The 12,434-nt window shown below is 51.8% G+C and carries 17 protein-coding genes and 1 pseudogene; all 18 read left to right on the top strand.

Going from position 1 to position 12,434, the window contains the following annotated elements; genetic code table 11:
• Positions 1–73 precede the first annotated feature (73 nt).
• The 18 genes and pseudogenes from KP806_RS07465 to KP806_RS07380 all read left to right on the top strand — a co-directional run bounded on the left by KP806_RS07465 (position 74) and on the right by KP806_RS07380 (position 12,425).
• The gene (locus KP806_RS07465) at positions 74–1,657 is read left to right on the top strand and encodes an ATPase (RefSeq protein ID WP_224722934.1); all 1,584 of its coding nucleotides are present in this window, start codon (positions 74–76) and stop codon (positions 1,655–1,657) included.
• Entirely contained in the window at positions 1,654–1,815 is a 162-nt protein-coding gene (locus KP806_RS07460; protein ID WP_224722933.1) for a hypothetical protein, read from the top strand. The genes KP806_RS07465 and KP806_RS07460 overlap by 4 nt, the downstream gene beginning before the upstream one ends.
• Positions 1,812–2,003: a hypothetical protein gene (locus tag KP806_RS07455; RefSeq protein WP_224722932.1), complete on the top strand. Its 192-nt coding sequence runs from the start codon at positions 1,812–1,814 to the stop codon at positions 2,001–2,003. The genes KP806_RS07460 and KP806_RS07455 overlap by 4 nt, the downstream gene beginning before the upstream one ends.
• Positions 2,004–2,006: 3 nt before the next feature.
• A complete protein-coding gene (locus KP806_RS07450) occupies positions 2,007–2,900 on the top strand; it encodes a RecT family recombinase (RefSeq protein WP_224722931.1) in 894 nt (297 codons plus the stop codon).
• Entirely contained in the window at positions 2,900–3,661 is a 762-nt protein-coding gene (locus KP806_RS07445) for an MBL fold metallo-hydrolase (RefSeq protein ID WP_224722930.1), read from the top strand. Before KP806_RS07450 ends, KP806_RS07445 begins: the two co-directional genes overlap by 1 nt.
• Entirely contained in the window at positions 3,661–4,284 is a 624-nt protein-coding gene (locus KP806_RS07440; protein ID WP_224722929.1) for a 3'-5' exonuclease, read from the top strand. The genes KP806_RS07445 and KP806_RS07440 overlap by 1 nt, the downstream gene beginning before the upstream one ends.
• The gene (locus tag KP806_RS07435; RefSeq protein ID WP_224722928.1) at positions 4,284–4,889 is read left to right on the top strand and encodes a DUF1642 domain-containing protein; all 606 of its coding nucleotides are present in this window, start codon (positions 4,284–4,286) and stop codon (positions 4,887–4,889) included. The genes KP806_RS07440 and KP806_RS07435 overlap by 1 nt, the downstream gene beginning before the upstream one ends.
• A 14-nt stretch (positions 4,890–4,903) precedes the next feature.
• Positions 4,904–5,755: a hypothetical protein gene (locus tag KP806_RS07430; protein ID WP_224722927.1), complete on the top strand. Its 852-nt coding sequence runs from the start codon at positions 4,904–4,906 to the stop codon at positions 5,753–5,755.
• Positions 5,691–6,041: a hypothetical protein gene (locus tag KP806_RS07425; protein ID WP_224722926.1), complete on the top strand. Its 351-nt coding sequence runs from the start codon at positions 5,691–5,693 to the stop codon at positions 6,039–6,041. Before KP806_RS07430 ends, KP806_RS07425 begins: the two co-directional genes overlap by 65 nt.
• A 5-nt stretch (positions 6,042–6,046) precedes the next feature.
• Positions 6,047–7,417: a replicative DNA helicase gene (gene dnaB, locus KP806_RS07420; protein WP_224723115.1), complete on the top strand. Its 1,371-nt coding sequence runs from the start codon at positions 6,047–6,049 to the stop codon at positions 7,415–7,417.
• A 21-nt stretch (positions 7,418–7,438) separates the two neighbouring features.
• Positions 7,439–7,723, top strand: coding sequence for a hypothetical protein (locus tag KP806_RS07415; protein WP_224722925.1), 285 nt, complete (start codon positions 7,439–7,441; stop codon positions 7,721–7,723).
• Between the two features lie 153 nt (positions 7,724–7,876).
• Positions 7,877–8,284: a LexA family protein gene (locus KP806_RS07410; protein ID WP_397376366.1), complete on the top strand. Its 408-nt coding sequence runs from the start codon at positions 7,877–7,879 to the stop codon at positions 8,282–8,284.
• Entirely contained in the window at positions 8,265–8,834 is a 570-nt protein-coding gene (locus tag KP806_RS07405) for a hypothetical protein (RefSeq protein WP_224722924.1), read from the top strand. The genes KP806_RS07410 and KP806_RS07405 overlap by 20 nt, the downstream gene beginning before the upstream one ends.
• A 78-nt stretch (positions 8,835–8,912) precedes the next feature.
• On the top strand, positions 8,913–9,068 hold the full coding sequence (locus KP806_RS07400; RefSeq protein WP_224722923.1) for a hypothetical protein: 156 nt from the start codon (positions 8,913–8,915) through the stop codon (positions 9,066–9,068).
• On the top strand, positions 9,065–9,244 hold the full coding sequence (locus KP806_RS07395; RefSeq protein WP_224722922.1) for a hypothetical protein: 180 nt from the start codon (positions 9,065–9,067) through the stop codon (positions 9,242–9,244). Before KP806_RS07400 ends, KP806_RS07395 begins: the two co-directional genes overlap by 4 nt.
• Positions 9,241–11,208, top strand: a complete 1,968-nt coding sequence (locus tag KP806_RS07390; RefSeq protein ID WP_224722921.1) for a DNA cytosine methyltransferase — start codon at positions 9,241–9,243, stop codon at positions 11,206–11,208. Before KP806_RS07395 ends, KP806_RS07390 begins: the two co-directional genes overlap by 4 nt.
• Before the next feature lie 197 nt (positions 11,209–11,405).
• Positions 11,406–11,576, top strand: a pseudogene (locus KP806_RS27950) (zinc-finger domain-containing protein); the annotation flags it as partial.
• A gap of 66 nt (positions 11,577–11,642) precedes the next feature.
• The gene (locus KP806_RS07380; protein ID WP_224723114.1) at positions 11,643–12,425 is read left to right on the top strand and encodes a DUF3310 domain-containing protein; all 783 of its coding nucleotides are present in this window, start codon (positions 11,643–11,645) and stop codon (positions 12,423–12,425) included.
• Positions 12,426–12,434 lie beyond the last annotated feature (9 nt).

Genomic DNA, 12,434 nt, shown 5'->3' with positions numbered 1-12,434 from the left:
GCCGCGTTCGGGTCAGCACGAATCATTTCACCGCCAGTTTAACATGATGCTGGCAAGAAGGGAAGGGAAATCAATGCCAAAAGTAGTTCGCTTTATTGAGGCATCAGGCGAAAATGTCGCCGGTCTCCGCAAGATTGAGGTCCGTTACGGAAATGTGACTGAGCTATCGGGCCGTAATGGCGAAGGGAAGACGACGATCGGAACCTTACCGGTATTCGTGTTCTGGGGAAAGGATCTCCTCGGTGCCGATTATACAAAGGACAAGTATAGTCCTCGTCCCAGCAATTATAAATACGATCGTGTTTACGCTTCGATTCATTTTTCTGTAGATGGAATTGAATATAAATTTGCCAGGGAGATTGTCGGGAAGACGAACAGCTATTACGTCAACGATGTTCCGATGCCCGCCAAGGAATACGAGGCCGCCGTCGCTGCGCTATTCAGCCAGGACGAATTCATGGCCCTTTACTTCCCGGCTTACTTCTTCTCGCTTCACTGGACAAAGCAGCGCGAGTTGCTGATGACGGGCCTTCCGGCACCGCTGAGCAAGTCGGTTTTCGTGGAGATGTCCCGGACGGCGCCGGATCAGGCGGCGAAGGATATCGTTCTCAATCCGCAGGCAACGAAGTTGGCGGAGCTGGTCAAGAAGCACTCGCTGGATGATCTGCAGGTGATGCACAAGAAGCAGAAGCCAGAGCTCGAGAAGAAGCACATCGCTGCAGAGAGCCGCACAAAGACGCTGCGGGAGCAATTAGATCGGCTGCCGGCAGTTACGGAGAGTGTTGAAGTGCTAGAGGCGCAGCTGGCCGCAGCCAAGGCTGAATTCGAGAAAGAGGACGCAGTCATTGCGGAAGCCGCCTCAATCAACTCGCGTTATACATCATTGAAGGCTCACTATGAATCGCTCGAATCCCAGACCAAGGAATCATTCAATGCATACCCGATCTTGAGAGATGAACCGATTAAAGACACATGCCGCGCTTGCGAGCAACCGTTAAAACCAGAGGATATCGAAAAGGTACAGGCTGACAAAGACCGTCGTATCGATGCTTATAAAGCGAAGCACAAGGACCTTCAAAATAGACGGGACGAAGCAAAGGCGGCGCTTGCCGAGGCGAAATGGATTGATGTGGCGGAGCAGAAGGCAGTGTCGCAAGCGTTAGAAGCTGTATATGAGGCAGCCCTTGATCGGCTCCGTTCCGCCAAAGAGAGAGCACGCCTCTCCGCTGAAGTCGAAGCTGCAGCCGCCGCCGAGACTGCAACACTGGCCAGTCTCCGGGAATCTACCATTATTCTCGATGCGATTAAAGCGTACCGAGCGAAGGAAGCGGAGCTGCAGGCTGCTGAAATCCAATCGAAGTTCACAAAGCTTTCGATACGACTCTTTAAATACGTGGCCTCCCGCGGTGAATATGATCCGGATTTCTCAGTACAGATGGATGGCAAGGATTATGCCTTCCTCTCCACTGGCGAGAAGGTCGGCGCCGGGCTGGAACTGACAGAGGTATTGTTCAAGCAATCCAGACTGATCACGCCAGTGTTTATCGATGGAATCGGGGAGTATACGGGGCCGATCGCAGCCTATGACCAGGTAATCACCGGCCGGGCGGTACCGGACCAAGATTTGAAAATTGTAGTGGATGGGGTGGAGATATGACCGAAAAAGAGCAGTGGGTTTTGTGGAGTTGCAAATGCGGATCGACCATGAAAATCAACCGCATCGCATCTGAGGAAGAATTCAACCGCTTTAAGGATTGCATTTGCGATGGCGGGCAGCTTGAATATCAAAAAGACTTGGATGGTGAAGATCAATGAAACCAAATCAGTACAAAGTAATCCAAACAAATCCGGGCGCAATGCTCTTCGAAGGCCAAACCATCACGCCGTATTACGAAGATGATAACGAGATCATCATCAACGTCGCCGGTGCAGCATTCGACCATCATATCCGCAAGAGCGGCGAACTGTTCAAGAATCACTTACAACCGATCGGAGGCAAATAATCAATGACAAAGCAAATCGCAACGGTAAATACACAAGCGGTCGTCGGGCATTTCACTCAAACAGAATTGGATACGCTGAAAGGCACAATCGCAAAGGGCACAAGCAACGAGCAATTCGCTCTCTTCGTTCAAACATGCGTCAGCTCCGGCCTTAACCCTTTCCTCAATCAAGTCTACTGCATCGTGTACAACGGCAAGGATGGCCCAGTTATGAGCATTCAGATCGCGGTTGAGGGAATCGTCGCTCTCGCAAAGAGAAATCCGCATTACAAAGGCTTCATCGCTTCCGAAGTTAAGGAGCACGATGAATTTGAGATCGATGTCGTAACCGGCGAGCCTGTTCACAAAATCAAAACGCTGCAGCGCGGGAAGACGATCGGCGCATACTGCGTGGCTTATCGGGATGGTACTCCGAATGTGGCCGTAATCATCACTACCGATCAAGTTGAGCACCTGGTCAAAGGCCGAAACGGCCAAATGTGGAAGGACTTTTTCGATGACATGATCGTGAAGCATGCAATCAAACGAGCCTTCAAGCGTCAGTTCGGCATCGAGGTCGCAGAAGACGAGTACATCGGTGCTGATAGCAGCTCCGGCGCTCCTGAATCTTACGTGCGGAGAGACATTACAGCCGAAGCGAATGAAGTTGCTGAGAATCGAAATGAAATTCAACCTCCGGCTGCCTCCCAAGTAAACGAGATGGCACAGGTTAGACAACAGATTTCCACAGCATTCCGAGAGCTGGGGGTTGTGGGCAAGGAAGCGCAGGCGGAATACATGAAGGCGAACTGTAAAGTTGCTGGTGACAAGCCTACGCTGGACGAGCTGAAGGGACTCCTGAATTACATGCGGATGGAGATCGCTGAACAAGCGGCCGGCGACGACGATCTCGAATAATGGCTACCACGGTAAAAGTCCTATCGACCGGCTCCGAAAAGGGCAGCTGCGTCTACATCTCAACGGAGGAGGTCAGCGTGCTGGTGGACGTTGGCCCCGCCAAATCAAAGATAGAGAAGTTGATGCTCGCTGAAAACTACGATCCAACCAAGATCGACGGCATCTTTATCAGTCACGAACACGGCGACCATACGGACGGCATCGGCTTCGCAGATAAGTTCAAGATCAAGGTGCATGCCAGCGAAGGAACGCTCAAGGCGATCGGCCGGCTGGAGTTCGGTAAAGTAGTCCGGACGAACGGCTTTACCGGATTTCGCCCCTTCTCAGATCACTTCATGAATGTGAAGCCTTTCGCCATCTCTCATGATGCAATGGAGCCCTTCGGCTACGCCATCCATACAATGGACAAGAAGGTCACTGTTCTGATGGATACCGGCTGCGTGACGGACGATATGCTCGAGGCGATGGCCGACAGCGACGTTTACATCTTCGAGGCTAATCATGACATCGGCATGCTTGAGGCGAACGGCAAATACCATGATGGACTGAAATATCGGATCCGCTCCGACATCGGCCATCTATCGAATGACCAGGCTGCCGAAGCACTCGCGAAGCTCATCAGGGGCCGAGGTGAGCAGATATTCCTGACCCACATGAGCAGCAGTAACAATACGGCGCAGCTGTCCGAAAAGGCTGTGAAGTTGGCACTGTTCGAGAAGGGCCTTGTGAAGGGCAAACATTACAAATTGGAGGTCATTTAATGCTTAACGATATTTGCGTGTTTGATTTCGAAACATCCGGACTCGACCCGGCGAAGGAGCGCGTCATCGAAATGGCGGCCATCCGGGTCGTCAACGGCCAGACGGTCGCCGGCTTCAGTACCTTCGTCCAATTTGAGGGCGATCTGGCGCCAAAGATCACTGAGTTGACTGGGATCACGCCGGACATGCTCGTTGGTGGATTACCTGAAAAAACAGCGTTCCTTTGCCTTCGCCATATCATGGGACCGAGCAGCCTGCTGGTCGCCCACAACGCCGCTTTCGATCTTCAGTTCCTTCACCATGCGATGTTCCGGCTGGCTGGCAAGACGTTTTCGAATCCCTTCATTGATACGTTGACAATCGCCCGGGACCGGACCACCTATCCGCACAGACTGGATAATATGTGCGAGAAGTATGGGATTAAGCTCGAGGGCGCGCACCGGGCGCTGAATGATGTAGAGGGAACGCTGGCCGTTTTGCAGGCGATGCATGCGGAGCTACCAGTTGATGATTGGGTGAATAAGCTCGGTTATATGAAAAAGTATGGACCGCCAGCTTGGGCGCCGGCGCATGCCGATCTGATTCCGATGACACTTAAGTACGAGGAAAGGAAGGCGATCTGATGAAGAAGCTTTTGAAAATCCAATTGGAATCGATCAAGAATTATCAGAACCGCGCTGGATATGTAAACGGCGGAATAATTGAATCTTTGTTAAATCATATAGACGCTCTAGATTTCGAATTGAAAGAAACCAAAAAGGACGAGCAAGAAATTGTAGCCGAGTATGGACAGGCAATGGGGGTTATTGACCGACTCCAGGACAATATCGTTCAGCTGCAGCGTGAGTTGACGGAAGCCCGCGAAGCCAAGAAGGTGAAGTTACCGAGAGAGGTGGCTGACGCTATCGAATATTTTAGAGGTTGTAAATTTGGAAATGATAGCTTTGCCCGCCTTATGTTCCGGGGTCATGAGAAGGACGACAACGATCACACAATCACGTTGAAGCGATATTCCCATGGCAATGGTGAAGACCTCCTTTCAGCCCTAATCAACGGCTACACCGTCGAGAATCCACCCACGGCCGAGGAGCGAATGGTAAATACGATCACGCAGTTACTTACGGATCAAGGGATCGAATGTCCGATGCCGATTACCGAATTCGCCGAGCTCCTAACACTGGCCGCCAGGGAAGCAGTGGCAGAAGATCAGCAAGCTGAACTTAAATGAACGGGTGAGGTGGAATGTCAGGAGGGTCGTTTCAAACTAGCAGGGAGTTATTCTTAAATCCTATTTGGCAGAACATCGTTGAATTCAGATTATTCTTCTTGATCTATGGAAAAGCAGTGTGGGCAGAGGAGGGAGTCAAGGTCGCGGATGACCTTACCCTCCAGCGCGGCCAGTGGCTCCGATCGACTCGAAAGCTGCAGGAAGACCTGAAATATGTGGAAAATCGGCAGGTCAAAATCTACTCTACAGCAACAATAAATCGCACTATTCAGCGGTTAGTAAGGTTGCAGAGAGTATGCACGAAACAGCATGAACTTGGAACAGTGTTTACAGTGCTAAATTATGAGCAATATCAAGGGTTTGGAGGTAATCGGAACATGGAACTTGGAACAGAACTTGGAACAGTGACGAAACAGTCACGAAACAATAATAAGAAAGATAATAAAGAGAAGAACTTAATATCTATTGTTTTTGAACATTGGATGAGCAAAGGACTTGTAAAACATAAATCTTTAAACCCTCAAATCCGCGCGCAAATAACATACAAACTCGGCCAATATTCCGGAGATGAAATCATGCAAGCTATCGACGCTTATGATTCCATTTTAAACAATACGGACTACAAGCTTGATACAAGATGGGGACTTGTCGACTTCCTTGGTAAGGATCATTTCGAAAAATTCTTACCCGATCGAGATCCTTATACCTTTTACCCAAAGATTATGAAGGATCTTGCTCCAGCAAAACAATCAAAGCTTAGTAAAAATAAAGAGCTTTTGCGGCGGGGGAGGGCGAGCGCGAATGTCACCGGAGCAAGCGGAATTTCTACTGTTCAAAGCGGCGGCAGCTTACCCAAACCAAATTGAGCTTGAGGAAGAAACAGTCGCATTGTGGATCGAGCGCCTGGCTAATGTGCCGTTCGAGTGGGGACTCAGCAATCTTAATTACCACTTGGACCGTGATAAATACTTCCCGGGCATTTCAGATATAATTCGCGCCGATCTGATCCCGGTTCAGAATCAAAATGCCTTGCGTCTGGAGGCTGCCAACCACAAGACGAACCTGGAGCGCTGGGCAGCGGCAGACGCGCCGCCGCCGGAGGGTTTCTGGGAAGAGATCAAAGCGAAACTGCGGGGAGGCAGCGGTGAATGAACGGAATGATCGACGAAGAATTGATATCTGAACCTTACAAACTTGAAGCGGAGCAGGCCGTGATCGGTGCGATTTTACTTGATGGATCATCTTACGAAAAAGTTAAGGACCGGATCGGTACCGGGAAGTTTTATGACAGTCATCTCCGGAAAATTTATCGGGCGATATCTGAAGTTTATAAATCAGGATCCCCGATTGACCTCGTCACCGTTACGGCTGAGTTGCAGGACAAGGAGCAACTAGAAACAATTGGCGGCCCGTCTTATCTCGGCAGGCTGGCCAGCGCGGTACCGACGGCATCTAACATCAAACATTACGGAGATATCGTTCTGGATATGGCGCTGCGTCGGGAAGCAATTCAGATCTCTCGCAAATTGGTCCAGCATGCTCTTAATGAGCAGAACGTGGCTGGATTCGTATCTCTGGCCGAGAAGCAGATCAGCAAGCTGACGGCAGAGAACAAGCCTGGAAAAACCTTCGTAGCGATCAAGGATGCACTCTTTCAGGTATTTGAGGAGACCGAAACGAAATACGCGAACCGGCACGTGAACCGGGGAACGACCGGGCTCTCGAGCGGATTGACTGATCTTGACCGGATGACAGCCGGCTTCCAGAAAAGCGACCTTATCATCGTTGCGGCGCGCCCTTCGGTAGGTAAGACGGCATTCGCGTTAAACATCGCCCAGCATATCGGTGTCCGCGGTCGGGAGACAGTGGCTATTTTCTCACTAGAGATGTCGGCCACTCAGCTTGTACAGCGCATGATTTCCGCCGAAGGCGGCATTGATGGCGAAAAGATGAAAACCGGTTATTTTGAAGCGGATGACTGGGACAAGATGACTTATGCAATAGGGCTTCTATCAGAGGCTGAGATCCATATTGACGACACTCCTGGTATATCGGTTTCGGAAATCAGAAGCAAATGCATCGAGCTGAAGAAGACGAAGGGCCTTGGCATGATCCTCATCGATTACCTGCAGCTAATCCGGGGTAACGGCAGATCAGGAGAGAACCGGCAGCAGGAAGTTTCTGAAATCTCACGTACGCTAAAGGAAATTGCCAAGGAGCTCGAGGTACCAGTAATCGCGCTGTCACAGCTGAGCCGGGGTGTCGAGCAACGGCAGGACAAACGGCCAATGATGTCGGACCTCCGGGAGTCCGGATCCATCGAGCAAGATGCGGATATCGTTGCGTTCCTTTACCGGGATGATTACTACGATAAGCAGTCTGTGAAAAAGAACATCATCGAGATAATCATTGCCAAGCAGCGTAATGGCCCGACAGGAACCGTCGAAGTAGTTTTCATGAAAAATTACGGAAGAATGCTCAACCTCGATCGGCAAACTACTGTGGATGATAATTACGAGATGGAGTGAGTGAAGAAAGGAGAATAGTAAATGGGATTTATAGCTGGAATTATCGGCTGGGGCAATAAGTTGGTAAACTCCATGATTCGTGCTGCCATTGAAAAAGAGGCTGAATCAGTGCGTGAGTCTGTGCGAGGTGAGATTTACCCGTCATATCACTTCCCGGTTGCTCGGCAGATGGAGAAGATCAAAAATAGTTGGGCCCTTATTGATGGATATGAACAACGTATTCTAGCCGTAGAAAAGAAGCGGCAGCGCATCAAGCTCCTGAGCTATCGCAAGAACAAGTCGCAATCCCGCCGGTGGCGCCGATGAAGCCCGATCCAAAGCTCGAACAGATAGATCCTTACTTTCAAGACGGCGAGGTTGAACTCATATTTGATAAAAGAGGCAGACTGATCGGCGAGATTTATACTTTGCCGTCAAAGTATTTGAACGCCGGCATTATCCGGCAAGGGGGAAGCAGAATTGAAAGACCTAATAATGACCGACGAGCAGATCATCGCTCAGGTAAAGGAGTGCCAGGCAAGCGGTAAGGCGATGAACCTGTCGCTCATGCAGCGCGGGCTTGAGGTTCTGATGCGTTATTACGAAGATCGGCCGCAGTTGGCAACCGGCCTGAAATCACTTGCAGGGACGGCAGCGAAAGTGTTGGACTTTATCGTCACTCACGACCGAGAAAAGGGGTTTCCGCCAACCGTGCGTGAGATTGGCGAAGCTGTAGGTTTGACTTCTTCTTCAAGCGTACACGGTCACCTCGCACGGTTGGAGAAATACGGATACATTAAGCGCAATGGCGGTGGTCCAGGATCACCTCGAGCGATCCAAGTTATCGGCAAGAGGGAGGGCGGAACCGATGCGGTTCATCGGAATTGATCCAGCCACTAAAACGGGATTTGTTGCTTTAGATGTGAATGGAGAGGTGCTTGTAGCAGCCGAGCTGAAAGGAGCTGGCAAGTCTGAGAAGGGCGGCATAAGCATTCCGACGCTGGTTGATTTGGAAAATCAACTTTACAAACTACTGCAACCATTTGATGAGATTATGATTGAGCAGGCGGCAGCCGGTACCCAGAAGGGAATCACGACCGGGATGATCCACGGTGGCCTGCGCAGCATGATCTGCCGCAGGGGCCTCAACTACAACGAAATCAATCCGTTGCACACGAAGAAGTACGTCGGCGTCACCGGCTGGAAAGGTGAGGTTGGAAGTAAGGTCCGGCAGAAGGACAAAGAAAAGAAAGCTGCTGTTAAGGCGGCGGCGCTGGAACTTTTCGATTACACGCATAAGAGTGACAACGTGATCGACGCATACATTATCGCCCGGGCTGCATTAAATCTGTACCTGCTCCGCGAATATAAGCCGCTACTCGATCATTTGCCGCAACAGCAAGAGGTACTGCAGGCCATACTCGCAAAAACGGAATAACCGTGCAATCGCTCGGTTAAGGGGATCTTGCTGCCTAAAAACCGAACATATGTTTGAATTTGGAGGGGTTACATGGATATGAGAAAGGCATCACTGGCCGAGCTGGTTGTTATCCGCTACCACGACGATGCGGCCAGACTCGATGATAAGATCGGAGCCGAAGCCGAGATTATCCGCCGGCAGCGCAAGGAACGAAGCGGCAAGATAGACAAGCATCCGGGGTCGAAACGATGAGCCGCCGCTTACGACCGGTACCGCGCCGAAAGCTGGACATTGATCGGGCGGCCAATACGGAAGTCAAGGTTCGGCAAATGTCCGACGAAGAGCGAAAGCGCCAGGCGGAAAATAAACCGCGGGAACGTGAGTTTATGACATGGGCGGCACGGCCGCGGAAAGAGGTGGGGGATTGAAACGAGCGTATCATCTTCGAAAATATAGCGCAGATGAAATTTTTGTAGACAACTTCGCAGGCGGCGGGGGCGCGAGCACTGGCATTGAGGTCGCGATTGGACGCAGTGTTGACGAGGCAATCAATCACGATCCGGCAGCGATTGCCATGCATGCTGCGAACCACCCGGATACACGGTACTGGTGCGAGTCGGTTTGGGATGTAGACCCGCGCGTGGTCGCCGCCGGCCGCCCGGTTGCCCTCGCTTGGTTCAGCCCGGACTGCAAACATTTCAGCAAAGCTAAGGGCAGCAAGCCAGTCGAAAAGAGCATCCGCGGACTTGCATGGGTAGCGATCCGCTGGGCGGATACGGTCCGGCCTCGAGTCATCATGCTGGAGAATGTCGAGGAATTCAAAACCTGGGGACCAATCATACCGAAACGTGATCCTGAGACAGGGCGGCTATTCAAGAAAGTATTCCAAGTGGATGGTGAGTCATGGGATGCTGTTCTTTCTGAAGAAAGTGAGGTGGTGCCGATCGATCTACAAATCATGTACCCGGATCCGAAACGGAAAGGCCGGACGTTCAGCTCTTTCGTCAATGCGCTTCGCCGCCTTGGTTACTTGGTCGAATGGCGGGAGCTGCGGGCATGCGACTATGGAGCTCCGACGATCCGCAAACGGCTGTTCTTGATCGCAAGGTGTGACGGCAAAGCTATCGTTTGGCCGGAGCCGACACATGGCGCGCCGGACAGTCCGGAAGTGTTGGCGGGGGAGCGGCAGCCGTGGAAAACAGCGGCAAGCGACGTCATCGACTGGACTATTCCGTGCCCGAGCATCTTCGACCGGAAGAAGCCGCTCGCTGAGAACACCTTGCGCCGGATCGCCCGGGGAATTGAACGGTTTGTCATCAATAATCCGAATCCCTTCATCATTAAGGTGAATCATCAGGGCGAGCAGTTTCGAGGACAGTCGGTAGACGAGCCATTGCAGACGGTGACAGCTAAGAACGGCTGGGGCGTCGTTACACCGTTCGTTGCTCGCATCGGTCAGACCAGATTCGGCGGCGATCGGTTGCAGTACGAAGCGGACCAGCCGCTGACGACCATTACAACAAAGGCCGAGCATCTGCTTGTCAGCCCGACGCTTATCCAAATGGGATATGGCGATCCCGAAGGGCGCAGGGTTCTCGACCTTGATAAGCCGGTCGGGACGGTAACGGCCGGAGGAAATAAATTCGGATTGGCAACAGCCGAGTTGGTTGCGGTGCCGCATATTACGAAATTCCGCGGGGGCGCTACGGGGCATGACATCGAGGAGCCACTCCATACGGTTACTTCCGGCGCCGGATCGGTCCGGCCAGCTGGTGCAGCACATGCAATGGGGATGGTGACGGCCTTCGTTGCAAGGCATTTCGGACAGTCGGTAGGCAGTTCCGCCGATGATCCGCTCGGAACGGTGACGGCCGGAGGCGGCGGGAAGAGTAGTCTTGTCACCAGCCATCTCGTTAAGCTGCGCGGGACCTGCAAAGACGGCCAAGAAGTAACGGAGCCAGTACCGACGATCACGGCCGGCGGTATGCACATCGGCGAGGTTCGCGCCTTCCTAATTGCCTACTACGGCAGCTCTGTCGGGCAGGAGGTAACGGAGCCGCTGCAGACGGTCGTTACCAAAGACAGGTTCGGCCTGGTCACCATCGAAGGCATTGATTACCAAATCGTTGACATCGGAATGAGGATGCTGGAGCCGCACGAGCTATATGCCGCCCAAGGCTTCCCGCGGAATTATATAATCAGCGGATACAACGTTAACGGTCGCCCCGTTACAAAGTCCGACCAGGTTGCACGCTGCGGTAACTCGGTTTCACCACCACTTTCGACGGCGCTGGTGCGGGCCAACCTACCGGAGCACTGCGCCGGATCCGGGAATGCATTGAAGTTTGAACGGTACTCTGAGGCAGAAGGGCAGCTGCAATTATCGATATGATAGACATTAATTATTACGGGGAGGGTTAGCATGTTGAAATATAACGGACCAACGACATCGCACTTCACGGAAGGGCAGAAATATACAGTTCTTCGGACGGTCGATCATCCGTTGCTCGGTACAGCGTTCGAAGTCAAGAATGACCGCGGTGAGAGATCGCTTATCACGTCTGTAAATAAGTCTTTCCATTCAGAGCAATGAACCGGTTCTCCATTATCAATGAAATCGGCGACCTGACGGAACAACATTGCCGGCCGTGCGATAAATCACCCCAGACAGTTAAGCGCAAATACCAGGCAGGCGAATATTCAGCCAGAACGCAGCACTGCAAGAATGAGTGCCCGATCGGCATCAAGTTGCAAGAGCTTGGCTCTCAGCTCCTGCAGATCAGTGCAGATCGGCGTAAAAATCCAAAAACTGAGGTGAAGGAAGAGATGTCTAAGCAGAAGACGGGTCCTGAATGCGGCCTGACGAAGAAAGTATTTCTCGAGCAGCTGGCGAACGGAGAAACGATATCCAGCATCGAACGAGCATGGGAGATGAAGGCTCAGACGTTGCCGTATTGGGTCGGAAAGTGGGGCCTTAAGGGCATCACATCGGAGAAAGCCCGCATGATTTTGGAGTCATGGAGTGAAGACGACGGCACTCCGCTCCTTCGTTCCACCTCAAAGGCCGCGGAGGCAGTCGAACATAAGCCTACAGGGCTGATCGCCATTAACGAATCGAAGGAATCCGAGCAGCTGAAGGAGCTGGCCGCGAAGCTTCGGGACAAGAATGTTGCCCATGAACGACTTCTTCTTTTGAACAAAGAGCTGAATGAAAAGCTTGAGGAAATGAAGAAGCAGCTCGCCGAGGTAACGGAAGAACGAAACAACTGGCAAAGCGAGTACGCCACTCTGGAGGAAGTTTATTCGGAGCTCAAGCAAGATCGGGACCACTGGAAAGGCAAAGCAAGCCAGATCGAAACGGAATCGCAACTGGCCATCGCTGAAATTAAGGACGAAGCGCCGGTTGTTGACAATGTGAACCACCCATCTCATTACACGGCTGGCGGTATTGAGACGATCGACTTCATCCGTGCGAAGCTGACCCAAGAGGAGTTCGCTGGATACTGCAAAGGTAATGTGCTTAAATACGTCGCTCGTGCTAATCATAAAGGCGGCATGGAAGATCTGAGCAAGGCAGCCAAATACCTAGAATTTGCAACTCAAAAATAAGGGGGACTT

It is taken from the genome of Paenibacillus vietnamensis (genome assembly GCF_020169515.1).
In the GTDB taxonomy this organism is placed as follows: domain Bacteria; phylum Bacillota; class Bacilli; order Paenibacillales; family Paenibacillaceae; genus Pristimantibacillus; species Pristimantibacillus vietnamensis.
The sequence above is the reverse complement of the archived record's forward strand: the minus strand, read 5'-3'. Positions and strand labels throughout refer to the sequence as shown.

Coding starts and splice junctions, on each gene's coding strand:
- KP806_RS07465 (WP_224722934.1), top strand. CDS start 74: ATGCCAAAAGTAGTTCGCTTTATTGAGGCATCAGGCGAAAATGTCGCC.
- KP806_RS07460 (WP_224722933.1), top strand. CDS start 1,654: ATGACCGAAAAAGAGCAGTGGGTTTTGTGGAGTTGCAAATGCGGATCG.
- KP806_RS07455 (WP_224722932.1), top strand. CDS start 1,812: ATGAAACCAAATCAGTACAAAGTAATCCAAACAAATCCGGGCGCAATG.
- KP806_RS07450 (WP_224722931.1), top strand. CDS start 2,007: ATGACAAAGCAAATCGCAACGGTAAATACACAAGCGGTCGTCGGGCAT.
- KP806_RS07445 (WP_224722930.1), top strand. CDS start 2,900: ATGGCTACCACGGTAAAAGTCCTATCGACCGGCTCCGAAAAGGGCAGC.
- KP806_RS07440 (WP_224722929.1), top strand. CDS start 3,661: ATGCTTAACGATATTTGCGTGTTTGATTTCGAAACATCCGGACTCGAC.
- KP806_RS07435 (WP_224722928.1), top strand. CDS start 4,284: ATGAAGAAGCTTTTGAAAATCCAATTGGAATCGATCAAGAATTATCAG.
- KP806_RS07430 (WP_224722927.1), top strand. CDS start 4,904: ATGTCAGGAGGGTCGTTTCAAACTAGCAGGGAGTTATTCTTAAATCCT.
- KP806_RS07425 (WP_224722926.1), top strand. CDS start 5,691: ATGTCACCGGAGCAAGCGGAATTTCTACTGTTCAAAGCGGCGGCAGCT.
- dnaB (WP_224723115.1), top strand. CDS start 6,047: ATGATCGACGAAGAATTGATATCTGAACCTTACAAACTTGAAGCGGAG.
- KP806_RS07415 (WP_224722925.1), top strand. CDS start 7,439: ATGGGATTTATAGCTGGAATTATCGGCTGGGGCAATAAGTTGGTAAAC.
- KP806_RS07405 (WP_224722924.1), top strand. CDS start 8,265: ATGCGGTTCATCGGAATTGATCCAGCCACTAAAACGGGATTTGTTGCT.
- KP806_RS07400 (WP_224722923.1), top strand. CDS start 8,913: ATGAGAAAGGCATCACTGGCCGAGCTGGTTGTTATCCGCTACCACGAC.
- KP806_RS07395 (WP_224722922.1), top strand. CDS start 9,065: ATGAGCCGCCGCTTACGACCGGTACCGCGCCGAAAGCTGGACATTGAT.
- KP806_RS07380 (WP_224723114.1), top strand. CDS start 11,643: ATGTCTAAGCAGAAGACGGGTCCTGAATGCGGCCTGACGAAGAAAGTA.